This window comes from Amycolatopsis granulosa (assembly GCF_011758745.1).
GTDB classification, from domain to species: domain Bacteria; phylum Actinomycetota; class Actinomycetes; order Mycobacteriales; family Pseudonocardiaceae; genus Amycolatopsis_E; species Amycolatopsis_E granulosa.
Genome location: NZ_JAANOV010000001.1, coordinates 5,360,151 through 5,383,116 on the forward strand (window position 1 = coordinate 5,360,151; position 22,966 = coordinate 5,383,116).

The following is a 22,966-nucleotide window of genomic DNA, read 5'->3' on the forward strand; positions in this document are numbered from 1 at the left end:
GGCTGCGCCGTCGCTTCGGGTGCGACCGAACGGCGGCTTCCCTTGCTACCGTTCGGTGCGGAGTCACAACGCGTCACCCGGAGACGGGGGCCAAGATCACTCCTCCAGAGGTACATCTGACGCGCGAAAGCACGTTATGTTGATCGACGGTCTGCCCCCGCCTAGTCGAGCAATCACCGCTCGCCAGACCGCCGGAGTGAGCGTGAACACCGTCCCCGTGACCCTCTTCGACCACGCCAGCCGACAGCTGGGAGAGCTCTGCGACGTGGCCGGCCTGCCGCCCGACGACGGCAGATCCCTGGACGTCCTGCGGGACCTCCTCGACGCGGCGGGCCGCCGCCCGCTCGGTGAACCCCCGCTGTGGCCGTCGGATGTCGCCGACGACGCCACCCCGGTGGAGTTCTCCCTCGCGTTCGACGAGGGTGGCAACCGCGCGGTGCGCATACTCGGTGAGACGCTCCCGGAGCGCCCCGGGCCGGTCGCGAACATCGAGGCGGCGAAGCGCTTTCTCAATCGGATGGCGCAGCGGTTCGACCTGTCGATGGACCGGTTCCGCGCGGTCGAGGACCTCTTCCTCAGCGAGGCACCGCAGGGGAAGTTCGCCCTGTGGTTCTCGGTGATCCTGCGCCCCGGCCGGCCCCCCGCGCTCAAGGTGTACTTCAACCCGCAGGTGCGCGGCCGGTGCGCCGCGCCCGGACTCGTCGAGGAGGCGCTGCGGCGTCTCGGACTCACCGACGCCCACGACACGGTCGCCCGGCACGCGACGCTGCGCGGCGAAGCGGACCAGCTCTCCTTCTTCGCGCTCGACCTGGACGACGGCCCGCTGTCCCGCGTCAAGCTCTACATCTCGCACGATTCGGCGGACGCCGCCACGGTCGAGCGCGCGGCCCGGGCGGTCGAGGGTGCGGATCCGCTGGCCGTGCGTGAGTTCCTGGCCACGGTGGGCGGCGGTACCGGTCCGTACACCGGCCGGCCACTGGTGTCCAGCTACTCGTTCGTCGAGGCGTACGGCGGCCGTCCGGGCAACTACAGCCTCTACCTCCCGATCCGCGACTACGTCCCGGACGATGCCGTGGCGCGTGACCGGGTTCTGGCCCACTTCCGCCGGGCCGGGCTGCCCGCCGGTGAACTCGACCGGGCCATCAGGGCGGTGACGAGCCGTCCCGCGGCGGACGGAGTTGGCCTCATCGCGCACGTGTCGTTGCGGCTCGGCGGTTTCGGCTCGGGAGCCACGGTATATCTTTCCTCGGAGGCTTATGCCGTGAGCCCGCCGCGGCGGGTCGGCGCCGCCTCCGCCGCGTGGTGAACTGGAGGAAGAGGTAAGGATGAAGCCGTTCCCGCCGTACCGGGTCCAGGTTGTCAAGGAGATCCCGATCACGACCCGGCCGGAGCGGGAGCAAGCGCTTTCCCGGGCCGGCTACAACATGTTCGACCTGCCGGCGAACATGGTCACGATCGACCTGCTGACCGATTCCGGTACCGGCGCGGTGTCCGCGGCGCAGGAAGCGGGCGCGGCCGAAGCGGACCGGTCCTACGCCGGCTCGGACTCCTGGTTCCGGTTCCACGACGCGCTGCAGGACCTGACCTCGTTCCCGCACCTGTTCCCGGTGCACCAGGGCCGGGCCGCGGAGCGGGTCCTGTTCTCCACCGTGCTGAAACCGGGGCAGATCTCGCTGTCCAACACGCACTTCGACACGACGCGGGCGAACGTGGAGCTGACCGGCGCGCAAGCGCGGGACCTGCCGTGCCCGGAGGCCGCCGATCTGGACAGCCGGGACCCGTTCAAGGGCAACATCGACCTCGGTGCGCTCGAGGCGACGCTGGCCGGTCCCGAGGGCGCGCGGGTGGGCCAGGTGCTCATCACGATCACCAACAACGGCGGCGGCGGGCAGCCGGTGTCGATGGCGAACCTGAAGGCCGTGCGCGCGCTGTGCGACCGTTTCGGCGTCCCGTTCTTCCTCGACGCCGCCCGGTTCGCGGAGAACTCGTGGCTGATCACGCAGCGAGAGCACGGCTATGCGGACAAGACACCCAAACAGGTGGCGCAGGAGACGTTCGCCCTCGCCGACGGTTTTGTGGCGAGCCTGAAGAAGGACGCCATCTCCCCAATGGGGGCCGCGCTCGGCGTGCGGGACACCGCGCTGGCCAAGCAGTGCGAGGCGGTGGTCATCGCCACCGAGGGCTTCCGCACCTACGGCGGCATGGGCGCGCACGACCTGGAGCGCGTCGCGCAGGGGCTGCGCGAGGTGGTGGACCCGAACTACCTGCGCAACCGCACCGAGGAAACCGCGCACTTCGCGCGCCTGATCAACGAGGCCGGGGTGGACATCGTGCAACCGGCCGGTGTCCACGGGGTGTACCTCAACGCCGGACGCCTGCTGCCGCACCTTCCCCCGCACGGGTTCCCGGGTCACGCGCTGGCGTGCGAGCTGTACCTGGCCGGCGGCATCCGGTCCGCCGAACTGGGCTCGTTGTACCTGGGCACGTTCGACGACGAGCACAACCTGCTCAGCCCGGCGCCGTTCGAACTGGTACGGCTGGCCATCCCGCGGCGCACCTACACGCTCGCGCACCTGGAGTACGTGGCCGACGTGCTGGCGACGATCGCCAAGAACCCGGAGCAGGTGCCGGAGTACCGGGTGACCCACGCGCCGAAGCTGCTGCGGCACTTCAACCTGAAGCTGCGCCAGCTCCCACGGCACGCCTGACGGCCAGCCCACCGCCGGGAGCGGCGAACACGGCGCCGGGAGCGGCGAACACGGCGGTCCGGTCGTGTTCGCCGCTCGGCGCGCCGTGTTTGCCCGTCGCCGAGTTGGTCGTTCGCGGCGCTGAGTTGGCCGGTCCGGGACATGGGAAAGGCCACCCCGCGGTGACAGCGGGGTGGCCTTTCTCCTGTCCCGGGCGGGAAACCTCAGGTGCGTGCCAGCTCGGGCTCGGCGGGCAGCCGGCTCATCGCGTAGCGGACCAGCCGGATCAGCGCCAGCTTCGACGATTCCCGCGACCGCGCGTCGAAGAACATCACGGGCACACCGGGCGCGATCGCGAGCGCTTGACGGATCTCGGCTTCTTCGTACTCGTCGGCGTCGTCGAAGCAGTTCACCGCGACGATGAACGGGATTTTCCGCCGTTCGAAGAAGTCGATCGCCGCGAAGCTGGAGTCCAGCCTGCGCGTGTCGACCAGCACGACGGTGCCGATGGCGCCGACCGCGAGTTCGTCCCACATGAACCAGAACCGGTCCTGCCCGGGCGTGCCGAACAGGTACAGCACCGTTTGCGGGGAGATGGTGATGCGCCCGAAGTCCAGCGCCACGGTCGTGGTGGTCTTGCGTTCCACCCCGGTGAGGTCGTCGACCTCGGTGCTGGCCTCGGTCATCACCTCCTCGGTGGACAGCGGGACGATTTCGCTGACCGACGCGACCATCGTGGTCTTGCCGGCCCCGAAACCCCCCGCTATGACGATCTTGACCGGCGTCGGGATGACGCCCGTTTCTTCAGAGCCTGTTGAGGCCATCGAGCACCGCCTGGAGTAGTTCGCGATCCGGGGCCTTGGCGGGCTGCGACGGCGAACGGACGATCACGGCGCCCCGTTCGATCAGATCGCTGCACAACACCTTGACCACGGCGAGGGGGACGTTGACGTACACGGCGAGTTCGGCGACGGCCAGCGGCCGCTCGCACAACTCGAGGATCGTCAGGTGTTCCGGGGTGAGGCCGATCGGGTCGTGGTTGCCCCGCAGCGCCATCACCTGCGTCGCGACGTCGAGCTTGATGTCGACGGACGGGATCCGGCCCCGCGTGATGGCGTACGGCCGGATCAACGGTCCGGCCGCCTCGTCGTACCACTGGTCGTCCGCCATCAGTTGTGCTCCGGTACGAACCTCGCGGCATCCCGGGGGGCGGACGACATGTAGTCACCGACGCGTTTGACCAGCCGGCTCATCTCGTAGGCGATCATCTCCACGTCCACCGTCTCCTCGGCGAGGACCGCCAGGCAGGCGCCCTGGCCGGCAGCGCACACGAAGAGGTAGCCCTCGGACATCTCGATGAGGGTCTGCAGCACCGGCCCGCGCTGGAAGTGCCTGCTGGCGCCCTTGGCGAGACTCTGCAGGCTGGACGCGATCGCCGACAGCTGGTCCGAGTCGTCCTTCGACAGGTTCGCGGACTTGCCCATCAGCAGCCCGTCGGCCGAGAGCACCACGGCGTGCTGCGCCCCGACGACACGGTCCACCATGTCATCGAGCAGCCAGTTCAGGTCGACCTTGGAATTCTCGTTCTCGTTCATCGATGAGGTTCGACTTCCCTCTCAGTCGGTGGTGGCCCGGGGATTTTCCGGTGCGTCTGCGTCGCGCCCGCGGCGGGTGCCCTTGTGGAACGCCGACAGCGTGTTGCGGGTCCGCCCGGAGAACTCGTGGTAGTCGGTGGAGTCCGACTCCGGGTCGTCACGGAGCTGGGCGACCAGGTTCTGCTGCGGCTCGCGCTGCGGCAGGGGAGAGCGGGAGCGTTTCGGGCGCGGCGATGGTGCCGGCACCGGTGCGGGTTCCGCCGCCACCACGGAGATGGTCCCGGTGCGCTCGTTCGCGGCCGGGCTGTCGGGTTCGGTGTGCCGCCCCGAGGGCCGCTCCACCGGTACCCGCCGAGCGGGCTCGTGGGCACCGTTGTGCTCGTGTCGTCCCATACCGTTCGCTCCGGCCGGGCGGCCGGTCTCCTCCTGCTCCTGCGAGTCGGGTCCGGCCGAGGCCGGGGCGCCGGGGAACTCCGGATCGGCGTTCTCGGCGACCTGGTCGGTGTTGGCGAGCAGTGCCGACGGGATCAGGATGGTGGCGCGGGTGCCACCGTAGCGTGAGGAGTCGAACATGACCTTGAGGCCGAGCCGCGCCGCGAGTCGCGCGACGACGAACAGGCCCAGGCTGGAGTCGGCCTTGAGCGCCATCGCGTCGAACTCCGGCGGCTCCGACATCATCCGGTTGGCCCATTCGCGGACGTCGTCCTTCATGCCCAGGCCCTGGTCGGCCACGTCGACGACGACGCCGCGGGCGACCACGGTGCTGGTCATGTGGACCTGCGACCCGGGCGGGGAGAACGTGGTGGCGTTGTCGACCAGTTCCGCGACCAGGTGGATGGTGTCGGCGACCGCGGACCCGATGAGCGCGACCTGCGGAACGTTCTCCACCTCGACGCGGGAGTAGTGCTCGGTCTCCGACACCGCGGCGCGCAGCACGTCCATCAGCCACACCGGCTTGCGCCAGCGGCGGCCGGGCTGCTTGCCGCCCAGGATGATCAGGTTCTCGGTGGTGCGACGGGCCCGGGTGGCGAGGTGGTCGAGCTGGAACAGGCCCCGCAGCTGCTCCGGGTTCTCCTCGCGGCTTTCCATCCGGTCCAGGATCTGCAGCTGGCGGTGCACCAGGCCCTGGTTGCGGTGCGCGATGCCGAGGAACACGTTGTTCACACCGCTGCGGGCCTTGGCCTCGCTGGCCGCGGCCTGCACGGCGGTGAGCTGGGCGATGTTGAACGCCTCGGCCACCTGCCCGATCTCGTCCTTGCCGTGGTCCAGGCGGGGCAGCTCGGCGCTGACGTCGACCGGTTCGCCCTCCTTGAGCCGGTTGACGATGCTCGGCAGCCGGGTGCGGGCCAGCTCCAGGGAGTCGTTGCGCAGGCGCTCCAGGCGCGTCATCAGGGTCCGGTCGACCAGGGTGCGGGACACCCGGACCGCGACCCAGATCGACGCGACCGCCGCGAGCAGGGCGGCGATGCTGCCGATGATCACGGTCCACAGGTTGACGTTGCCCTTGTGCAGAGCCGCGCCGGAGGCGAGCGTCGACTGCTGAACGGTCAGGTCGAGCAGCTTTCCGGAAACCTCGGTGGTGAGGTCGCGCCAGTCGTTCTCCCGCACGGTGAGGCCACCGGTGTTCTCCCGGAAGGCACCCGGCCCCTGGGCGATGATCGAGTCCTCGGCGGCGGACAGGTGTTGCCAGGCCGCGCTCGAGGTCAGCGCGCGGTAGGTGGCGCCGGCTTCGGGTGCCATGTGCGGGGCGATCTTCGCGAGCTGCGCGCGGTAGCTGCCGACGAGCTGGGCGAACTGCGAGTGGTCGGCCGCCGACAACTGGCCGGCGGCGAACGCACTGGAGGCGAGCGAGGCCGCGCGGGACATCTGGTCGGAGGCGCGGAAGATGTCCACCGCGGCCATACCGCCCTGGGTGGATTCGGCGTCGGGAACCATGCGGGCCTGCGAGTCGAACAGTTCGGTCGCGGTGTCCAGCAGGTTGTTGTAGAACGCGTTGACCTCTTCCTTGGAGATGGTGCGCAGGTTGATCTCGGCACGGATCACCGGCAGCTGGTCCAGGCTCGACTCCACCTGGTTCATCCGCTGCCCGATCTCGTCCGGCACCAGGCCCTTCACCTCGCCGAGGGCGGATCGCAGGGTGCTCATCGACCTGTCGATGGACTGCTGCTGTGCCTGCAGGTCGCGCAGGCCGACCTGGGGGCGTTCCAGGTAGATCAGCGACAGCTGGCGCTCCTGCTGGACGGCACCGAGCGAGGTGACGGCGGGGATCGACACGTCCTGCACGGACGAGGCGACCGCGCGCACGTAGATCGCGTCCACGAGGAGGTAACCGGAACCGGCGATCCACATCACCAGGAGCGCGATACTGGGGATCAGGACGGTGCCGGTCAGGCGCTTTCTGATCGACTTGTGGTGACCTTCGCCTGACTTGTCATCTGTGCTTTTCACGACGCTCCACGAAATCCGGGGGACCGGGACGAAGACGGCGACGTCACCACAAAGCTGTACTCAACCACCCCTGTCAAGCACGGGGCACCGGCCTCTGCCTGCCCGGCGGCCCGGGGGATCCTCTCGCTCTGGGTCACGGTCACCGATCACTCGATAGCTGCTCTGGTCGGAGTGAAATCATGTCGCATTCGGTTCCGGCGCGACCCGCGACCCCCCGGTTACTGTGCGCAAACACCGTTCCCGCCGGTGGTGGCGATGCCCAGACCGCGAAAGCGTTTTCCCCCGGGGACGGCGCGGGCCGGGCAGTGATGTGGGCGGGCCGGTCACTCCGCCGTGCCAGCGGGCGAAGGGCCGGGCGTGGGTCCGCCGCTGCCGGCGTGCGGCCGTGGGTCCGGTGCGGCGGCCGGGAGCAGGAGGCCGCTCACCCCGTGGATCAGTGCCGGCCCGGCGAGCCGGGCCGGCCAGTCGCGGGGGTCCGGCGAGCGCGGCCGGGGACAGGTTGCAGAGCCGCCGGGCCGCGGCGGGCGGCCGCCCGGCGGTTGGCGGCGGGCAGGCCGGCCGGCGGGATGCGGGTCATGCCGGGCAGCCACCGGTCGGCGTCGGTGCCGGTCAACCGCGGCATCCGTGGCCCGAGCGCCCACCCGCGATGGCGGGGTTTCCCGCCGGGGGACCGGGCCGGGCGCCGTCGAGGGTGTAGTGCTTGCCGGCAGGTGCACCGGTGAGGGTCGTCCACGGGTCGGTCAACTCACCGGAGGATCGTCGACGTCGGCGGGCCGCGCCCACCGGCGAGGGGCGGGAGCTGGTGCGGCGGCTGCAGGACGTGGCGCGCCGCTCACCGGAGGAGTCGCTCGGCGTGCTGTCCACATCGGAGCGGCGCACGCTCGTGGAGCTGATGCGGCGCGTCGTCGTGGCCGACGATGTGGCCCGGCGGCGGTCTAGCGGCCGGGGACCCAGCCGAAGCTGTCCGAAGTGGACCCGGTCGGCACGTACTCCAGACCCACCCAGCCGTCGTAACCGGTGGCCGCCAGGCGCCGCAGCCATGAGGTGACCCCGAGCGAGCCGGTGCCCGGCTCGTGCCGGCCCGGTGCGTCGGCCACCTGCACGTGCCCGATGCGCTCGAACACCGGCGGGGTGAGCAGCGCGTCCAGGTCGTCGCCGTTGACGCCGAGGTGGTAGACGTCCGCGAGCAGCGCGACCTCGGCCGCCCCGACCTCGCCGGCGAGTGCCAGTGCGTCGGCGGCACGCGACAGCGGGTAGTCCGGTGCGCCGCTGAGCGGTTCCAGCAGGACGGTGCCGGGCAGCCGCCGGGCGGCGTAGGCCAGGTTGTCCAGCAGCACGTCGCGCGAGGCCCCGGTGCGGTTGCCGGGCAGGACGTTGAACAACCGGCAGCCGAGCCGCTCGCCAATGGCGGCCGCGACGTCGACCCCGTCGCGGAACTCCGCGGTGCGGGAGGGGAACGCGGCGAGCCCGCGCTCGCCCGCCGCCAGGTCACCGTGGGGGACGTTGAGCGACACCAGCGTCGCTCCCGCGTCGGCGACGGCGGTCACGAACCGCTCGACCTCCCGGTCGCCGGGCACGCCCGCGAACGGCCACCACGACTCGACCCCGGTGAACCCGGCCGCGACCGCCGCGGCCGGCCGCCGCTGCTGCTCCAGCTCGGTGAACAGGATCGAGATGTTGACGTCGTACCGCACGACGTCATCCTGGCAGACGCGCGCGCAGTTCCAGCTTCGCGATCTTGCCCGTGGCGCCCTTCGGCAGCTCGTCGACGATCCGCACGCGCCGCGGGTACTTGTAGGCGGCGATGCGTTCCTTCGCCCACGCCACGATCTCGGCCGGCTCCGCGCTCGCGCCGGGCCTGAGCGAGACCACCGCGACCACCTCCTCGCCGAGCCGCTCGTCCGGTTCGCCGATCACCGCTGCTTCGGCGACCGCCGGGTGCCGGTACAGCAGCTCCTCCACCTCGCGCGGATAGACGTTGAACCCGCCGCGGATGATGAGGTCCTTCTTGCGGTCAACGACGAACACGAACCCGTCGTCGTCGACGTAGCCGAGATCGCCGGTGTGGAACCAGCCGCCGCGGAACGCATCCGCGGTCTCCTGCGGCCGCTTGTAGTAGCCCTTGGTGATGTTGTGCCCGCGCAGCACGATCTCGCCCACCTGACCGGCCGGCAGCGGCCGGTCCGCCTCGTCGACGATCCGCAGCTGCACCCCCCAGATCGGGGTGCCGATCGAGCGGACCTTCCGGTTGTCCGCGCCGGGGTTGACGGTGGTGGTCGACGCCGACTCGGACAGCCCGTAGCCCTCCAGCACCGGGATCCGGTACTTCTCCTCGAACCGGCGCAGCACCTCCTCCGGGATCGCGGCGCCGCCGGAGCTGCCGATGCGCAGGCTGCTGGTGTCGTAGCCGGTGGTGTCGGCGCAGGCCAGCGCGTGGTACATGGTCGGCACGCCGGCCATGATCGTCACGCGGTCCCGCTGGATCGCCTCCAGCACCGCGGCCACCTCGAACCGCGGCACCACCGAGATCGTGCGGCCGTGCCGCGCGGCGGCGTTGAGGATGCTCGACAGCCCGTAGACGTGGAAGAACGGCAGGACCGCCAGCGCGACGTCGTCGGGTTCCGCGCCGAAGCGTTCGCTGCCGAGCGTGCAGGTCATGTAGAGCTGGAAGTGCGACAGTTCGGCGCCCTTCGGCCGGCCGGTGGTGCCGCTGGTGTAGAGCAGCACGGCCGTGTCGTCGGCCGCGCCGGGGTGGATGTCGCCGTCGTCGGCGGGCTCCAGCAGCGCCGGGAACCCGGTGGTGCCCTCCGGCCACGCGCCCGGGTCGAGGTCGCCGACCACGACCGCGGACACGCCGCGCAGCTCCTTGAGCGCGCGGGACACCTCGGCCGCGCCCCCGGCGTGCGCGATGATCATCCGTGCGTCGGAGTCGTCCAGGTGGTAGGCGATCTCGGCGGCCTTGAGCAGCGGGTTGAGCGGGACCATCGTCAGGCCCGCCTTGAGGATCCCGAAGTAGGCGATCACGAACTCGGGCACGTTGGCGAGCTGCACGGCGACCTTGTCACCGGGGCGCAGGCCCGTCTCCCGCAGGGCCGCGGCGACCCGCCCGGAGCGCTCGTCCACCTCCGCGTAGGTCATCGCCCCCGACGGGAACCGCAGGAAGTCCTTGCCCGGCGTCGCGGTCGCGGACTCCCGCAGCATGATCGCCAGGTTGAAGCTCATCGCCTTGCCCGCCTTCCGAACCTCGTTCTGCCGGGGACCGCTCGCTATTGGTGAATGACCCCCGGTTCTGGCCGGGGCAGCAGTCGGACTGACCGAATTAGATTCGGTTTTGTGGCGACGTCAACCCCGTCGGCCAGTCAACCGCGCGGCCAGTACGGCGGTCAAGCCCCCGGCGCGTCGTCGAGGTCGCCCGGCCGGATGCGGTAGACCTGCAGCCGCAGGTCGTAGTACTTGGTGGTCTCACCGACCCACTGCATGCCCAGCCGCTTCGCCGTCGCGATGGCCCGGACGTTGTTCGGCCGGGCCACCGCGAACAACTCGTCGGTGTCCTGGGTGAACGCCCACCGGATCAGCGCCCGGCTGCCCTCCGTGGCGTAGCCGTGGCCCCAGGCGCCCGGATGCAGCTGCCAGCTCAGCTCGAGGTCCTCGTTCAACGGGGGCAGCAGCCGGATCCCGAGGCCGCCGACCACCTGCCCGTCCGCGCGGCGTTCCATCGCCCAGCGGCCCCGCGGCGGCGGCAGGTTCGGCTGGGCCTCGCGCCAGGCCTGCAGCACCGCGCGCATCGTGCCGGCGTCGCCGACCCGGTCCATCGCCGGGGTCAGCCAGTGCGTGACCTCTTCCGAGCCGTAGATCGCGAGCGCGGCCTCGGCATCGTCGACCGTCCAGTCACGGATGACCAGCCGGTCGGTGATCAGGGGCGACTCCATGCGTCAACGCTACGTGAAGGGCGGCCGGTGCGGCAGTCGTCAGCGGCAGATGCGCCCAGAGGGCGGCGGAGCCGCCGTCGCCGCTGCGTCCCCACAGGGCCGCGCAGGTGGTCAGCACGTGCAGGCCGGCGCCGAACCCGGCGTCCGCCGAGGGGAGCTCGACGCCGGGCGCGGTCAGCGAGATCCGCAGCCAGTCCGAGCGGCTGCCCTCGCGCACGAGCCGGATCGTGGCCGGCAGGCGGCCCTGGTCGTGGACCGCGCTGGCCAGTGCGTCGATGACGAGCAGTGCGTCGGTGATCGTCTCGACCGTGCAGTCGTCGAGGAAGACCGCCGCCGACTCCCGCAGGGCGCGCACGTCCCTGGGGTGGTTCAGCACCCGTTGCAGTGCGGTGTCGATCCAGAAGTCGGTCACGCGGGCTCCTTCCGCTGCCTGCTCAACGGTCGAGTCAGGCTACCCAGGGTGGCAGGAGCGAAACCGGGACGATGATCCCGCTCAGGCGTTGTGTGCGTGGTGGTCCAGCAGCCGGGTCAGCAGGGTGGTCAGCTGCTCCCGCTCGGTGCCGGTGAGCGGGGCGAGGAGCTCGTCCTGGATCCGGGCGATCCGCTTCTCCAGCCGCTTGAGCTGCCGCCGGCCCGCGGGCGTGATCGTGATGACGTTGCGCCGGCGGTCGGCCGGATCGGGTTCGCGGCTGACCAGGCCCTGCTCGGCCAGCTCGGTGATGGTCGCCACCAGGTCGGACAGGTGGATCGCGCTGCGCCGGCCGAGCGCCGCCTGGCTCGCCGGGCCGGACTCCTCGAGCGCGGTCAGCAGCCGGTAGTGGTAGCCGCGCGCGCCGACCTCGGCCAGCCCCTCGCTGACGAGCCGGTGTGCGTATTGCGCGGTCTGGCTGAGCATCCAGCTGGGCAGGGTGCGCAATCGTCCGGAGCCGGTGTCCATGGCGGCAGTGTACGCGGTTCCGTTCGACCACCAAACCATTTGACTAACTAACGTTAGTGGATCTAATGTTTCAGGCATGACCGCGAAACCGTTCCGCATCGACATCCCCCGTTCCGCACTCGACGACCTCGCCACCCGCCTGGACCGCATCCGCTGGCCGGACGAACTGCCCGGCGCGGGCTGGGACTACGGCATCCCCCTGGCGCGGGTCCGCGAACTCGCCGAGCGGTGGCGCGACGGCTACGACTGGCGTGCCCAGGAGGCGGAGTTGAACGCCTTCCCGCAGTTCATCGACGAGATCGACGGCCAGACCGTGCACTACCTGCACGTGCGGTCGCCACGGGCGGACGCGCTCCCGCTGGTCCTCACGCACGGCTGGCCCGGATCGGTCGTGGAGTTCCTGGACGTGATCGAACCGCTGTCACGCGACTTCCACCTGGTGATCCCGTCGATCCCGGGGTTCGGGTTCTCCGGGCCGACCCGGGAGCGCGGCTGGGACGTCACCAGGGTGGCCCGCGCCTGGGCCGAACTGATGCACCGCCTGGGATACCGCCGCTACGGCGCGCAGGGCGGTGACTGGGGAGCGGCGATCTCGACGGCGCTCGCCGCGGCCGATCCGGACCACGTGGCCGGCGTGCACGTGAACTACCTGCCCACGCCACCGCCTCCGGGCGGCATCACCGGACTGTCCGCAGAGGACGAACGGCGCCTGGCGCACACCGCGGCCTACGCGGCGAACCGGCCGGCGTACCAGATCCTGCACCTGACCACGCCGCAGACGATCGCCTACGCGCTGACCGATTCCCCGGCCGGCCAGCTGGCCTGGATCGCCGAACGGTTCGCGAAGTGGACGGATCCGGCGTCGCGGATCCCGGACGACCGGGTGCTGACCGACGTGATGCTGTACTGGCTGACCGGCACCGCGGGATCGGCGGCGCGGCTGGGCAAGGAAAGCGTCTACGGCGCCGGGCGGAAACCGTGCCCCGCACCGGTGGGCGTGGCGGTGTTCGCGCACGACATCACCTTGTCGGTGCGGCCGGTCGCGGAGCAGCTGTTCGACATCCGGCACTGGAGCGAGTTCGACCGCGGCGGTCACTTCGCGGCGATGGAGGTGCCGGAGCTGTTCACCGAGGACGTGCGGACGTTCTTCGGCGGCCTCGCCTGAACATTCAGGGCACCACGGTGACGGGCCACAAGCCGGCCCGCACCAGGCGGGTGGCGACCGAACCGACGATGCGGTGCCCCCTGCTCTCCGACGCGCCGACCACGACGAGGTCGGCGTGCAGCTCGACGGCCGCCCGGCGCAGCTCGGTGACCGCGTCGCCGCGGCGGACGATGAACGTGACCGGCAGGGCGGCCTCGTCGGCGAGCGTGCGGATCGGCCCGCGCATCTCCTCGATCGCCGCCTGGTACGCCTGTTCCTGCGCGGCGGCGAGCAGCCCGGTCGCCATCCCGGTCCACGCCGTCGGTGCCAGCACGTACACCAGCACCAGCCGGGACCGCTGCCGCCGCGCGAGGCCGGCCGCGTAGGCACCGGCCCGCAACGCGGTGGCGGAGCCGTCGATCCCGGCTAGCACCACGTGCGGCCCGTCGGTGCCCCGTTCGAACGGCCCCGGCCGCCACGCCGGGCCGTACTCCTCCACCAGCTGCTCCGCGCCCACGCCCGCATTATCCGGTGCCGGCCGCTCCGGGTGCGGGCGGCGGTGGCGGCTTTGGTACGAATGACGTCTACGCCGACGGGAGGAACGAAGTCGTGGGTAACGGGCCAGACCCGGTGCGGGCGGCCGACGTGGCGATGGCGGCGGCCCGGTTCGCCGGGGTCATCGAGCCGACGCCACTGCACCGCAGCGACCGGCTGTCCCGGCAGCACGGCGTGGACGTGCGGCTCAAGCGCGAGGACCTGTCCGCCGTCCGCTCGTACAAGGGTCGCGGCGCCTACAACCTGGTGAGCCAGCTCTCCCCCGAGGAGCGTGCGCGCGGCGTCGTGTGCGCGAGCGCCGGCAATCACGGGCAGGGGGTTGCCTTCGCCAGTGCGGCACTGGGTGTGCTGGCCCGCGTCTACCTGCCGCGCACCACGCCACGGCAGAAGCGGGACCGGGTCGCGCGGCTCGGCGGCGAGCACGTGCAGATCGTGATGCACGGCGACACCTACGACGACGCGGCGGCCGCGGCGCAGGCGTACGCGGCGAGCACCGGCACCACGATGATCCCGGCGTTCGACGACCCGCGCACGATCGCCGGGCAGGGCACCGTGATCAAGGAGGCCATCGAGCAGCTGGGCAGGGCACCGGACGTGGTGGTCGTGCCGGTCGGCGGCGGCGGCCTGCTCGCCGGGACGCTGGCCTGGCTGCGCGAGACGCACCCCGGGGTGCGGGTGATCGGGGCCGAACCGCAGGGCGCGGCGAGCATGGCCCTCGCGCTCGAGCACGGCGGACCGGTCGCGATGGAGACCATCGACCCGTTCGTCGACGGCGCCGCGGTCCGGCTCGTCGGTCAGCACACCTACGCGCTGGCGGCCGAGCGCCGCCCCGACATGGTCGCCGTGCCCGAGGGCAGGATCTGCGTCGAGATGCTCGACCTCTACCAGTCCGACGGCATCATCGCCGAACCCGCCGGCGCGCTCTCCCCGGCCGCGCTCGGGCCCGGCCTCGGGCTGGCGCCCGGTGCCTCCGTGCTGTGCATCGTCTCCGGTGGCAACAACGACGTCAGCCGCTACGCCGAGGTCGTCGAGCGGGCCCTGATCTTCGAGGGGCGCAAGCACTACTTCCTGGTCGAGTTCCCGCAGGAACCGGGGGCGCTGCGCCGCTTCCTCGACGACGTGCTCGGGCCGGACGACGACATCACGCTGTTCGAATACGTCAAGCGCAACAACCGCGAGACGGGGCCCGCGCTGGTCGGCATCGAGCTCGGCGCACCGGAGAACCTCGAGCCGATGATGAAGCGCATGACGGCGGGGCCGCACCGCGTCGAGCGGGTGCCGCCGGACAGCCCGCTGTTCACCTTCCTGGTCTGACGCGGGTTTCCGGGGCCGCGTTCGGGTTCAGCGCCGGGGCGCCACCGCCTGCTCGAAGAAGTCGGCGAGCTGCCGCCCGTAGGCCGCGAGGTCCGGATCCGGGTCGCCGGCGTGGGCGTCGAGCGCGCCGTCGATGCTCTGCGCGATCGTGCGGGCGGCGACGTCGGCCGGGAAGTCGCCGAAGGATCCTTCGGCCTGGCCCTGCTTCAGCAGTCGTTCGATGCGGCCGGTCCGGAACCCGCTCAGCAGCGGCCCGGCCACCGGCCAGCCGTCCGGATCGTCCGCATGGGCGGCCACCTCGCGCAGCACGCGGACGCACTCGGGGTGGTCGCGCGCGAACTCGATCTCCGTCTCGATCAGCGCCCGCAGCATCGCGCTGCGGTCGGTCGTTCCGGCGGCCCGCTCCTCCAGGTACCGGTCCCGCATGCCCAGCGCCGTGGTCACGACCGCCTGGATGAGACCGGCCTTGGTGCCGAAGTGGTAGCCGATCAGGCGGGTGCTGCTCAGCCCGGCCCGCTCCTTGATCCGCGCGAACGACGTCCGCCGGTACCCGAGCTCGGCGATCGTCGCCAGGGTCGCGGCGATGATCTGCGACCGCCGCGCCTGCTCGGCGGGGCTCAGGCCCAGGTCCGGTTGCACCTCGTCGATTATCCGCATGAGTAAGAAATTACTCATGCGAGTAACGGGGGTGCAAGCGGATTACCTGAGCAGCCGGTCGACCAGTTCCCTGGTCCAGCCCGGATCGGCCGGCTCGCCGACGAAGATCGCCCGGTAGTACAGCGGCCCGAGCAGGGCGTCCGCCGCGTGCGGGGTCTCCGGCGCGGTCCCGCCCCGGGCGCGCTCCCGGTCGAGGATCGCGGTGAGCTGGGCGTGCCGGTCCGCGATGCACGCGCAGCCGCCTTCCGGTCCGGACCCGATCGTGGCCCGGGTGAGCGCGAGCACATCCGGGTCCGCCAGGTCGGTCGCCACGTCCGCGGCCCACCGGTAGAGGTCCTCCCGCAGTGACCCGGTGTCGGGGACCACGATGTCGCCGCTGAACCGGCTGCTCGCGACGTCGGCCATCAGGTCCGCGACCGATCCCCAGCGGCGGTAGAGGGTGGTCGGGTGGACACCCGCCCGGCCGGCGATCAGCGGCAGGGTCAGGCCTTCGGCGGGGTTGTCGGCGAGGAATTCGACGACGGCGCGGTGCACGGCGGCGCGCACCCGCGCGGAGCGGCCGCCGGGTCGCGCGGTGGTGGTGGCGGACATGCGGAAATTATCGCACCGATCGCTGCGTTAGCGCTATCGTCGTGCTAACGCAGAGATCTTTGCATTTCGAGGAGTGCTGATGTCCGTTACCCCCGCCGTCGCCGCTCCCGCGACCCGCCGCAGAGCCCGGTTGCCGCAGTCGGTGGCGTTCACGGCGGTCGCGGTGATCTTCGTGCTGTTCATGGCCGCGTCCAGCGTGCCGTCCCCGCTCTACGTCGTCTACCAGCAGGAATGGGGCTTCTCGTCGATGACGCTCACCGTGGTCTTCGCGGTGTACGTCCTGGGGTTGATCGCGTCGCTGCTGGTCGTGGGAGCCCTGTCGGACCACGTCGGACGACGGCCGGTGCTGGCCGCCGCCATCATCGGCGAGGCGGTGTCGCTGGTGCTCTTCCTGGTCGCCGGGGATGTCTCGGCGCTGTTCGCCGCCCGTGTGGTGCAGGGCGTGGCGACGGGTGCGGCGATGTCCGTGCTCGGTGCCACCCTGGTCGACCTGAACCCGGCGCACGCGCCCAGCCGCGCCGGGGTGATCAGCAGCATCGCGCCGACCTCCGGGCTCGCCCTCGGTGCCCTGGGCTGCGGCGCCCTCGTCCAGTTCGCGCCTGCCCCGACCCACCTGGTCTACGTGTTGCTGCTCGCCGGAATGGTCGTCGCGCTCGCGCTGGTCGCCGGCCTGCCGGAGACGTCGGCCCGCCGCCCCGGTGCGCTGGCCTCGCTCGCCCCGCGGCTCGGGGTGCCGGCGCGGTTGCGCCCGGACCTGGTCGCGCTGCTCCCGATCCTGCTCTCCAGCTGGTCGCTCGGCGGCCTGTACCTGTCGCTCGGGCCGTCCGTGGCCGCCGGGATCTTCGGTCTCACCAACCACCTCGTCGGCGGGTTCGTCGTGACCCTGCTGTGCGCCACGGGTGCGCTGACCTCGCTGGTGCTGCGGTCCGCCCCGGTCGGCGCGGTGCTGCAGACCGGTGCGGCGCTGCTCGCCGCAGGGATGGGGATCACGCTGGCCGGTGTACTGACGGACACCGTCGCGCTCGCGGCCGCCGGCACGCTGGTGTCCGGCGTGGGGTTCGGGGCGGCGGCGCTGGCCAGCTTCGGCACCCTGGCCCGGCTGGCCGCCCCCGGTGAGCGCGGGGAGCTGTTCTCGGTGGTCTACGTCATCGCCTACCTCGCGTTCAGCGTGCCCGCGGTGATCGCCGGGTTCGCCGCGACCGCGGCCGGGCTGCGGCCCACCGCGATCGTCTACGGGTTCGCCGTCGGCGGGCTCGCGGTGCTCGCCGTGATCGCCCAATCGGTGCGTGCCGCCCGGCGGTGATTTGCGTGATCCGGCGGACGGGGTTACAGTCGTTCCGGTGATACCCCCTAGGGGTATTGAAGGAAGGACGGCGAGATGGACCACTCCACGCACGAGCACGTTGAGCACAGCGGGCACCCAGGGCACACTGCGCAGTCTGGGCAGTCTGGGCAGTCTGGGCAGTCTGGGCAGGCTGGGCACGCGGCCCACCGGCCGCCGGCCACGTGGGCCGCGGCCGCGCAGGCCACCCTGCACTGCCTCACCGGCTGTGCGATCGGCGAGGTGCTGGGCATGATCATCGGTACCGCGTTCGGCCTGCACGGCGCGATCACCGTGGTGCTCTCCGTCGCGCTGGCCTTCGTGTTCGGCTACGCGCTGACCATGCGCGGCGTGCTGCGGGCCGGCGTGCCGTGGCGGACCGCGCTGAAGGTCGCGCTGGCCGCGGACACCGTCTCGATCGCGGTGATGGAGATCCTGGACAACTTCGTCATGGTGACCGTGCCCGGCGCGATGGACGCGGGCCTGGGCGACGCGCTGTTCTGGGGTTCCCTGGCCGGTTCGCTGGTCGTCGCGTTCGCCGTCACCACGCCGGTCAACAAGTGGATGATCGGCCGCGGCAAGGGGCACGCGGTTGTCCACGCCTACCACCACTGACCCGTGCCGGGCGGTCCCACCGGCCGCCCGGCACGAATAGCATCGGGCACGTGACCGAGACCTCCTTCCGCGCCGACCGGATCGACCCGGCCGGCGTGGAACGCCTGGCCGCCGTCCTCGACGCGCAGGCCGCGACCGCGGGCGTGCGGCGGTTGCGGGCCTGGGCGCACGAGGCGCTCGCCGTCCGGCCGGGGGAGCGGGCCCTGGAGATCGGGTGCGGCACCGGATCCGAGGTCCAGGTGCTCGCGGCCGCCGCGGGCGTGCACGGCACTGCGATCGGGCTCGACCCCAACGCGGCCATGCTGGCCCTGGCACGGCACCGGAGCGCGGGTTCGCCCGCCCGGTTCGTCGCGGGTGACGTCGCCGCACTGCCCTTCGCCGCGGAGACCGTCGACGCTGTGCTGTGCGAGCGCGTCTTCCAGCACCTCACCGACCCGGCGGCCGCCGTCGCCGAGATCACCCGCGTGCTGCGGCCCGGCGGCCGGGTGGTGCTCGTCGACACCGACTGGGCGACGGGCATCCTGCACCCCGGCGACCCGGACCTCGTCCGCGCGGTGCTGGACGGGATGCTCTCGCAGACCGCCGAACCGGCCGCCGGACGCAAGCTCGCCGGCTGGCTGAGCGGGGCCGGGCTGACCGTGCTCGACCGCGGCTCGCAGGCCCTGATACCCGCCCACGAGTCGGTCCGCGACACCCTCCTGCCGATGATGGTCGCCCACGCCGCGGGGCGCGGCGCGATCACCCGCGAGCAGGGTGAGCAGCTCCTCGCCGAAGCCGCGGCCGGCGCCGCGCGCGGCGACTTCCACCTGTCCGTGACGATGTTCGGGGTGCTGGCCCAGCGCCGGTGAACCGCCCGCCACGAATCCCAGCCGGCATGGTCCACCCCGCTCAGGGGGCGCCCACCCGGTGCATCCGGAGCACCCCGTCGCGCGGCCCGCCCGCGGTCCACGTGCCCGACGCGGCCGTCCAGGTCACGCCGTCGAAGGTGACCCCGTCGAGGCCGAACCGCATCGCGTTGGCGACCAGCCAGCTCGCGTCCGCCCAGCCCTCGGCGGACGGGTGCGGGCCGCTGAGCACCGCGGTTCCCAGCTCGGCCGTGGCGACCGGCACGAGGTCCGCCTCCGGGGCGCCGGGGGAGAGGTCCGAGCAGGTCAGCGCGCTGGGCATCGCGCCGGTCAGTGCCGCGGCGGTCGCCGCCGCCTGCGACTCCCACTGGGCGTAGGCCTCCGGCAAGGCCGACCGTTGCACCAGCTGCGCGGCCTGGGTCACCGTCAGGGCCGCCCAGCCCGGCTGCTGCTGCAGCCGCTGGTAGAACGTCGTCGCGGCGTACACCGGGTTCGTCACCTCGGCATAGGTGCCCCACCCCTGGCTCGGCCGCTGCTGGAACAGACCCGCCGAATCGCGGTCCCCGCCGGGCAGGTTCCGCAGCCGCGACTCCTGGATGGCGGTGGCGAGCGCGACCGTCACCGCGTGGCCCGGCACGCCCAGACGCCGGCCCACCGCGGCGATCGTGCCGGCGTTGCGTGCCTGCTCGACGGTCAGGCGGTAGGTGGAGCCGTCCGCCGCGGTCACCACGCACCCCGGTCCGGGTACCGGCTTGCTCACCAGAACGATCCACGTGATCACCCCGGCGAGCACCACCGCGGCGAGGACGAGAGCCAGGAGCGCCCCGCGACTCCTCCGCATGCTCCCTCCCTCCTGGCCGCAACGTGCCCCCTCGGTTCCGACGCGCGGCACCGCCCGGGGTTGGTCCTACCCGCCGCCGACGGCCGGAAACGATGTCCGCGTTACCCGGACGAGGTGCGAAACCGGGTGCGATACGGTTCGTCCCGACCCTCCACCGCGCACGAAGGATTTGATCATGGGAGACAGCTCCCCGAAGGTCACGGTCGTCGTTCCGACCTACAACGAGCGGGACAACCTGCCCAAGCTGGTCGGACAGCTCACCGGACTCGGGCTGCCCGGCCTGCACGTGCTCGTGGTGGACGACAACTCGCCGGACGGTACCGGCGACGTCGCGGACAAGCTCGCGACCGAGGACCCGGGCCGCATCGGCGTGCTGCACCGGACCGAAAAGGACGGTCTCGGCCGCGCCTACGTCGCCGGCATCACCCGCGCGCTCGACGAGGGCGCCGACATCGTGATCCAGATGGACGCCGACCTGTCCCACCCGGTCGAGGCGGTGCCCCGGATGATCGAGAAGCTGGCGACGTCGGACGCGGCCGTGGTACTCGGTTCCCGCTACGTGGCCGGCGGCTCGCTCGCCGGGGACTGGGGCTGGCACCGCAAGGCGCTGTCGGCGTGGGCGAACTTCTACGTCAACGCGATCCTGCGGCTGCGGGTCAAGGACGCCACCGCCGGGTTCAAGGCGTGGCGCGCGGAGACGCTGCGCCGCATCGACATCGCCACGGTCCGCAGCAACGGCTACGCGTTCCAGGTCGAGATGAACTACCGCACGGTCCGGCAGGGCCTGCGGATCGCCGAGATCCCGATCCGCTTCGAGGAGCGCGCGGAGGGCGTGTCGAAGATGAGCCTCGCGGTGCAGCTGGAGTCCGCGCTGATGCCGTGGAAGCTGCTGTTCGGCCGCAAACTGGGCTGATCGTCCAGCTCTGCCGGGCAACCGTGCTCACCCGCGGCCGGGCGGCTGATCGCTCACGCGGAAAACCGTCGGGGATCGGTGGTAAGAAGGCGAGGTGACCGACGATGCCTTCGCCGACCTCGACGCCTACGTCCGCCTGCCGCGGTTGTCCGGGCTGGCGCTCTCCCCGGACGGCCGGCGGCTCGTCGTCGGCGTCGCCACCCCGGATGTACCGAAGAACCGCTACACCACGGCGTTGTGGGAGGTGGATCCGGCCGGTGAGCGCCCGGCGCGGCGGCTGACCCGCAGTGCCGAGGGCGAGTCCGGTGCCGCCTTCACCCCGTCCGGTGATCTGTTGTTCGTCTCCGCGCGCCCGGACACGGGTGCCGAAGGCGAGGAAGCGGCGAAGAGCGCGCTGTGGGTGCAGCCGGCCGCGGGCGGGGACGCCCGGGTCGTCGCGGCCCCGCCCGGCGGGGTCCGCGGCGTGGTCGTCGCGGCGGAGGCCGGCACGGTGCTGGCCGGTGCGCCGATGATGCCGTCGGCCACGAGCGCGGGACACGACGCGGAGGTCCGCAAGGCACGCAAGGACGCCGGGGTGTCGGCGATCCTGCACGAGGAGTACCCCATCCGGTACTGGGACCACGACCTCGGCCCGGATCGCACCCGTCTCGTCGTCGCCGACGGCGTGCCCGCGGGGGAGCAGCGGCTCGAGCTGCGCGACCTCACCGGGCACGCCGGCCGGGCATTGGACGACGAGGCGTCCTGGGACGTCTCGCCGGACGGCCGCACCGTCGTGACCACCTGGGCGGTGCCCGAGGCGGGCGGGTCGCAGCGCAGCACGGTGGTCGCGATCGACGCGGCCACCGGGGAGCGCCGGGTCCTGGCCGCCGATCCGGACCACGAGTACGAGGCGCCACGGATCTCGCCCGACGGCACCCGCGTCGCGGTCTCGGTGTACCGCCGCTCGACGCCGCACGCGCCTGGCGACTACTGGCTCGCGCTGGTGCCGCTCACCGGCGGTGACCCGCGGCCGCTGACCCGGGACTGGGACCGCAGGCCGCACTCGGCGCGGTGGCTGCCGGACGGCTCGGCGCTCGTCGTGGCCGCCGACGACCAGGGCCGCTCGCCGCTGTGGAAGGTCGACGCGAGCAGCGGCGAGGTCACACGCCTGACGGCCGACGACGGTGCCTACACCGAGCCGCGGGTCTCCCCGGACGGGCAGTGGGTCTACGCGCTGCGCTCGGCGGTGGACCACCCGCCGGCGCCGGTCCGGGTCGCCCTCGACGGGTCGGCCGTGCGGCCGCTGCCGGGCCCGGCCCAGGCGCTCGGCCTCGAGGCCGCGGTGCCCGGCCGGCTCGACGAGGTGACCGCGACCGCGGAGGACGGCACGCCGCTGCGGGCGTGGCTCGCGCTCCCGCGCGACGCCGGCCCGGACGCGCCGGCGCCGCTCCTGCTGTGGATCCACGGCGGCCCGCTCGGCTCGTGGAACGCCTGGCAGTGGCGGTGGAACCCGTGGCTGGCCGTCGCCCAGGGCTACGCGGTCCTGCTGCCCGACCCGGCGATCTCCACCGGCTACGGGTACGACTTCATCCGGCGCGGCTGGGGCGCCTGGGGTGCGGCGCCCTACACCGACCTGATGGCGGTCACCGACGCGGCCGAGCAGCACCCGGCCGTCGACGAGACCCGCACCGCCGCGATGGGCGGATCGTTCGGCGGCTACATGGCCAACTGGGTCGCCGGGCACACCGACCGGTTCCGGGCGATCGTCACGCACGCCTCGCTGTGGGCGCTGGACCAGTTCGGGCCCACCACCGACGCCACGTACTACTGGCAGCGGGAGCTGACGCCGGAGATGGCCGAGGCCAACTCGCCGCACCGCTTCGCCGACCGGATCCGCACCCCGATGCTCGTCATCCACGGGGACAAGGACTACCGCGTGCCGATCGGGGAGGGGCTGCGGCTGTGGTGGGACCTGGTGTCCCGCTCCGCCGCCGAGGACGGGTCGACCCCGCACAAGTTCCTCTACTTCCCCGACGAGAACCACTGGGTGCTCACCCCGCACCACGCCAAGATCTGGTACGCCACGGTGTTCGCGTTCCTTGCCCAGCACGTGCTGGGCAAGGACTGGCAGCGGCCGGACCTGCTCGGCTGACGGTGAGCCGGCGGGCAGTCCGCCCGGGACGCAACCTCACCGGACACGGTCGGGCGAAAATGCCGCCGCGTCCACCCGGACGAGTGGACGGCGCCCTGCGATGCGGCGTGGAACTGGCTAGCTTTCTGCTCTCGTTCGAAGCACTTCGAGGAAAGGGAGCTCAGTGTCGCGCACACTTCGTGCTGGTGTCGTCGGTCTAACCGCCGTCTCGGCGGTTCTGACCGGGGCGGGCGCCGCCTCCGCGGGGGTCTCCGCCCCGCAGCTCGAGGCCGTCGGCATGACGGTCAACGGTCTGATGGGCAACGCCGGAACCCCCGGCGTTCTCAGCGCCGTCACGGGGGAGGACAGCGCCCTGTCCGCGATCACCGGCGGCAATCCCCTGCGTCAGGTCGCCGGCGTGCTGCCGTTCTGACCGCAGGACCTGTGAGGAAGCGCGCCACGCC

The 22,966-nt window shown here is 72.1% G+C and carries 23 protein-coding genes; 10 read left to right on the top strand and 13 right to left on the bottom strand.

Annotated elements, in window-relative coordinates:
• Positions 1 to 202 precede the first annotated feature (202 nt).
• On the top strand, positions 203 to 1,306 hold the full coding sequence (locus FHX45_RS26365) for a tryptophan dimethylallyltransferase family protein (RefSeq protein ID WP_341771620.1): 1,104 nt from the start codon (positions 203 to 205) through the stop codon (positions 1,304 to 1,306).
• A 19-nt stretch (positions 1,307 to 1,325) separates the two neighbouring features.
• Complete coding sequence (locus tag FHX45_RS26370; protein WP_167107451.1) at positions 1,326 to 2,708, top strand: tryptophanase; 1,383 nt, start codon at positions 1,326 to 1,328, stop codon at positions 2,706 to 2,708.
• A 203-nt stretch (positions 2,709 to 2,911) separates the two neighbouring features.
• On the opposite strand, the gene FHX45_RS26375 is transcribed toward FHX45_RS26370, so the two are convergent.
• From FHX45_RS26375 to FHX45_RS26420, 9 genes are all read right to left on the bottom strand, one after another.
• A complete protein-coding gene (locus FHX45_RS26375; RefSeq protein ID WP_167107453.1) occupies positions 2,912 to 3,511 on the bottom strand; it encodes a GTP-binding protein in 600 nt (199 codons plus the stop codon).
• Entirely contained in the window at positions 3,492 to 3,857 is a 366-nt protein-coding gene (locus tag FHX45_RS26380) for a DUF742 domain-containing protein (protein ID WP_167107456.1), read from the bottom strand. Before FHX45_RS26380 ends, FHX45_RS26375 begins: the two co-directional genes overlap by 20 nt.
• Positions 3,857 to 4,282 carry a roadblock/LC7 domain-containing protein gene (locus tag FHX45_RS26385; protein ID WP_167107459.1) on the bottom strand — a complete coding sequence of 142 codons (426 nt, stop codon included), beginning with the start codon at positions 4,280 to 4,282 and terminating at the stop codon, positions 3,857 to 3,859. The genes FHX45_RS26380 and FHX45_RS26385 overlap by 1 nt, the downstream gene beginning before the upstream one ends.
• Before the next feature lie 21 nt (positions 4,283 to 4,303).
• The gene (locus FHX45_RS26390; protein WP_167107462.1) at positions 4,304 to 6,730 is read right to left on the bottom strand and encodes a nitrate- and nitrite sensing domain-containing protein; all 2,427 of its coding nucleotides are present in this window, start codon (positions 6,728 to 6,730) and stop codon (positions 4,304 to 4,306) included.
• 935 nt (positions 6,731 to 7,665) lie between these two features.
• Positions 7,666 to 8,424: a TIM barrel protein gene (locus FHX45_RS26400; RefSeq protein ID WP_167107465.1), complete on the bottom strand. Its 759-nt coding sequence runs from the start codon at positions 8,422 to 8,424 to the stop codon at positions 7,666 to 7,668.
• A gap of 4 nt (positions 8,425 to 8,428) precedes the next feature.
• Positions 8,429 to 9,952: a long-chain-fatty-acid--CoA ligase gene (locus tag FHX45_RS26405; RefSeq protein WP_167107468.1), complete on the bottom strand. Its 1,524-nt coding sequence runs from the start codon at positions 9,950 to 9,952 to the stop codon at positions 8,429 to 8,431.
• Between the two features lie 161 nt (positions 9,953 to 10,113).
• The gene (locus FHX45_RS26410; protein ID WP_167107471.1) at positions 10,114 to 10,659 is read right to left on the bottom strand and encodes a GNAT family N-acetyltransferase; all 546 of its coding nucleotides are present in this window, start codon (positions 10,657 to 10,659) and stop codon (positions 10,114 to 10,116) included.
• Positions 10,619 to 11,071, bottom strand: a complete 453-nt coding sequence (locus FHX45_RS26415; RefSeq protein WP_167107474.1) for a hypothetical protein — start codon at positions 11,069 to 11,071, stop codon at positions 10,619 to 10,621. Before FHX45_RS26415 ends, FHX45_RS26410 begins: the two co-directional genes overlap by 41 nt.
• 81 nt (positions 11,072 to 11,152) lie before the next feature.
• The gene (locus FHX45_RS26420; RefSeq protein WP_167107477.1) at positions 11,153 to 11,596 is read right to left on the bottom strand and encodes a MarR family winged helix-turn-helix transcriptional regulator; all 444 of its coding nucleotides are present in this window, start codon (positions 11,594 to 11,596) and stop codon (positions 11,153 to 11,155) included.
• Positions 11,597 to 11,672: 76 nt separating this feature from the next.
• On the opposite strand from FHX45_RS26420, the gene FHX45_RS26425 reads away from it, so the two are divergent.
• The gene (locus FHX45_RS26425; RefSeq protein WP_167107480.1) at positions 11,673 to 12,761 is read left to right on the top strand and encodes an epoxide hydrolase family protein; all 1,089 of its coding nucleotides are present in this window, start codon (positions 11,673 to 11,675) and stop codon (positions 12,759 to 12,761) included.
• 4 nt (positions 12,762 to 12,765) lie between these two features.
• Here the strand turns inward: FHX45_RS26425 and FHX45_RS26430 are convergent, their stop codons facing one another.
• The gene (locus FHX45_RS26430) at positions 12,766 to 13,239 is read right to left on the bottom strand and encodes a universal stress protein (RefSeq protein ID WP_167109489.1); all 474 of its coding nucleotides are present in this window, start codon (positions 13,237 to 13,239) and stop codon (positions 12,766 to 12,768) included.
• A 131-nt stretch (positions 13,240 to 13,370) separates the two neighbouring features.
• Between FHX45_RS26430 and ilvA the strand changes: the two genes are divergently transcribed.
• Complete coding sequence (gene ilvA / locus FHX45_RS26435) at positions 13,371 to 14,609, top strand: threonine ammonia-lyase IlvA (RefSeq protein ID WP_167109491.1); 1,239 nt, start codon at positions 13,371 to 13,373, stop codon at positions 14,607 to 14,609.
• A 27-nt stretch (positions 14,610 to 14,636) separates the two neighbouring features.
• On the opposite strand, the gene FHX45_RS26440 is transcribed toward ilvA, so the two are convergent.
• Both FHX45_RS26440 and FHX45_RS26445 read right to left on the bottom strand, forming a co-directional pair.
• Complete coding sequence (locus tag FHX45_RS26440) at positions 14,637 to 15,266, bottom strand: TetR/AcrR family transcriptional regulator (RefSeq protein ID WP_167107482.1); 630 nt, start codon at positions 15,264 to 15,266, stop codon at positions 14,637 to 14,639.
• A 42-nt stretch (positions 15,267 to 15,308) separates the two neighbouring features.
• Positions 15,309 to 15,857 (bottom strand): TetR-like C-terminal domain-containing protein, encoded by a 549-nt coding sequence (locus tag FHX45_RS26445; RefSeq protein ID WP_167107485.1) that lies wholly within the window; start codon positions 15,855 to 15,857, stop codon positions 15,309 to 15,311.
• Positions 15,858 to 15,936: 79 nt separating this feature from the next.
• Between FHX45_RS26445 and FHX45_RS26450 the strand changes: the two genes are divergently transcribed.
• The 3 genes from FHX45_RS26450 to FHX45_RS26460 all read left to right on the top strand — a co-directional run bounded on the left by FHX45_RS26450 (position 15,937) and on the right by FHX45_RS26460 (position 18,641).
• The gene (locus FHX45_RS26450; protein ID WP_167107488.1) at positions 15,937 to 17,160 is read left to right on the top strand and encodes an MFS transporter; all 1,224 of its coding nucleotides are present in this window, start codon (positions 15,937 to 15,939) and stop codon (positions 17,158 to 17,160) included.
• Between the two features lie 75 nt (positions 17,161 to 17,235).
• Positions 17,236 to 17,793: a DUF4396 domain-containing protein gene (locus FHX45_RS26455; RefSeq protein ID WP_167107491.1), complete on the top strand. Its 558-nt coding sequence runs from the start codon at positions 17,236 to 17,238 to the stop codon at positions 17,791 to 17,793.
• A 50-nt stretch (positions 17,794 to 17,843) separates the two neighbouring features.
• A complete protein-coding gene (locus tag FHX45_RS26460) occupies positions 17,844 to 18,641 on the top strand; it encodes a methyltransferase domain-containing protein (RefSeq protein ID WP_167107493.1) in 798 nt (265 codons plus the stop codon).
• 40 nt (positions 18,642 to 18,681) lie between these two features.
• On the opposite strand, the gene FHX45_RS26465 is transcribed toward FHX45_RS26460, so the two are convergent.
• Positions 18,682 to 19,479, bottom strand: coding sequence for a hypothetical protein (locus tag FHX45_RS26465; protein ID WP_167107496.1), 798 nt, complete (start codon positions 19,477 to 19,479; stop codon positions 18,682 to 18,684).
• Between the two features lie 175 nt (positions 19,480 to 19,654).
• Between FHX45_RS26465 and FHX45_RS26470 the strand changes: the two genes are divergently transcribed.
• The 3 genes from FHX45_RS26470 to FHX45_RS26480 all read left to right on the top strand — a co-directional run bounded on the left by FHX45_RS26470 (position 19,655) and on the right by FHX45_RS26480 (position 22,935).
• Entirely contained in the window at positions 19,655 to 20,392 is a 738-nt protein-coding gene (locus tag FHX45_RS26470; protein ID WP_167107499.1) for a polyprenol monophosphomannose synthase, read from the top strand.
• A 94-nt stretch (positions 20,393 to 20,486) separates the two neighbouring features.
• The gene (locus FHX45_RS26475) at positions 20,487 to 22,523 is read left to right on the top strand and encodes an alpha/beta fold hydrolase (protein WP_167107502.1); all 2,037 of its coding nucleotides are present in this window, start codon (positions 20,487 to 20,489) and stop codon (positions 22,521 to 22,523) included.
• Between the two features lie 163 nt (positions 22,524 to 22,686).
• Positions 22,687 to 22,935 (top strand): hypothetical protein, encoded by a 249-nt coding sequence (locus FHX45_RS26480; RefSeq protein WP_167107504.1) that lies wholly within the window; start codon positions 22,687 to 22,689, stop codon positions 22,933 to 22,935.
• Positions 22,936 to 22,966: the final 31 nt, after the last annotated feature.

Excerpts from the sequence above, each read along its gene's own strand:
- FHX45_RS26370 (WP_167107451.1), top strand. The coding sequence starts at position 1,326 with ATGAAGCCGTTCCCGCCGTACCGGGTCCAGGTTGTCAAGGAGATCCCG.
- FHX45_RS26375 (WP_167107453.1), bottom strand. The coding sequence starts at position 3,511 with ATGGCCTCAACAGGCTCTGAAGAAACGGGCGTCATCCCGACGCCGGTC.
- FHX45_RS26380 (WP_167107456.1), bottom strand. The coding sequence starts at position 3,857 with ATGGCGGACGACCAGTGGTACGACGAGGCGGCCGGACCGTTGATCCGG.
- FHX45_RS26385 (WP_167107459.1), bottom strand. The coding sequence starts at position 4,282 with ATGAACGAGAACGAGAATTCCAAGGTCGACCTGAACTGGCTGCTCGAT.
- FHX45_RS26405 (WP_167107468.1), bottom strand. The coding sequence starts at position 9,952 with ATGAGCTTCAACCTGGCGATCATGCTGCGGGAGTCCGCGACCGCGACG.
- FHX45_RS26410 (WP_167107471.1), bottom strand. The coding sequence starts at position 10,659 with ATGGAGTCGCCCCTGATCACCGACCGGCTGGTCATCCGTGACTGGACG.
- FHX45_RS26420 (WP_167107477.1), bottom strand. The coding sequence starts at position 11,596 with ATGGACACCGGCTCCGGACGATTGCGCACCCTGCCCAGCTGGATGCTC.
- FHX45_RS26425 (WP_167107480.1), top strand. The coding sequence starts at position 11,673 with ATGACCGCGAAACCGTTCCGCATCGACATCCCCCGTTCCGCACTCGAC.
- FHX45_RS26440 (WP_167107482.1), bottom strand. The coding sequence starts at position 15,266 with ATGCGGATAATCGACGAGGTGCAACCGGACCTGGGCCTGAGCCCCGCC.
- FHX45_RS26445 (WP_167107485.1), bottom strand. The coding sequence starts at position 15,857 with ATGTCCGCCACCACCACCGCGCGACCCGGCGGCCGCTCCGCGCGGGTG.
- FHX45_RS26450 (WP_167107488.1), top strand. The coding sequence starts at position 15,937 with ATGTCCGTTACCCCCGCCGTCGCCGCTCCCGCGACCCGCCGCAGAGCC.
- FHX45_RS26455 (WP_167107491.1), top strand. The coding sequence starts at position 17,236 with ATGGACCACTCCACGCACGAGCACGTTGAGCACAGCGGGCACCCAGGG.
- FHX45_RS26465 (WP_167107496.1), bottom strand. The coding sequence starts at position 19,479 with ATGCGGAGGAGTCGCGGGGCGCTCCTGGCTCTCGTCCTCGCCGCGGTG.
- FHX45_RS26470 (WP_167107499.1), top strand. The coding sequence starts at position 19,655 with ATGGGAGACAGCTCCCCGAAGGTCACGGTCGTCGTTCCGACCTACAAC.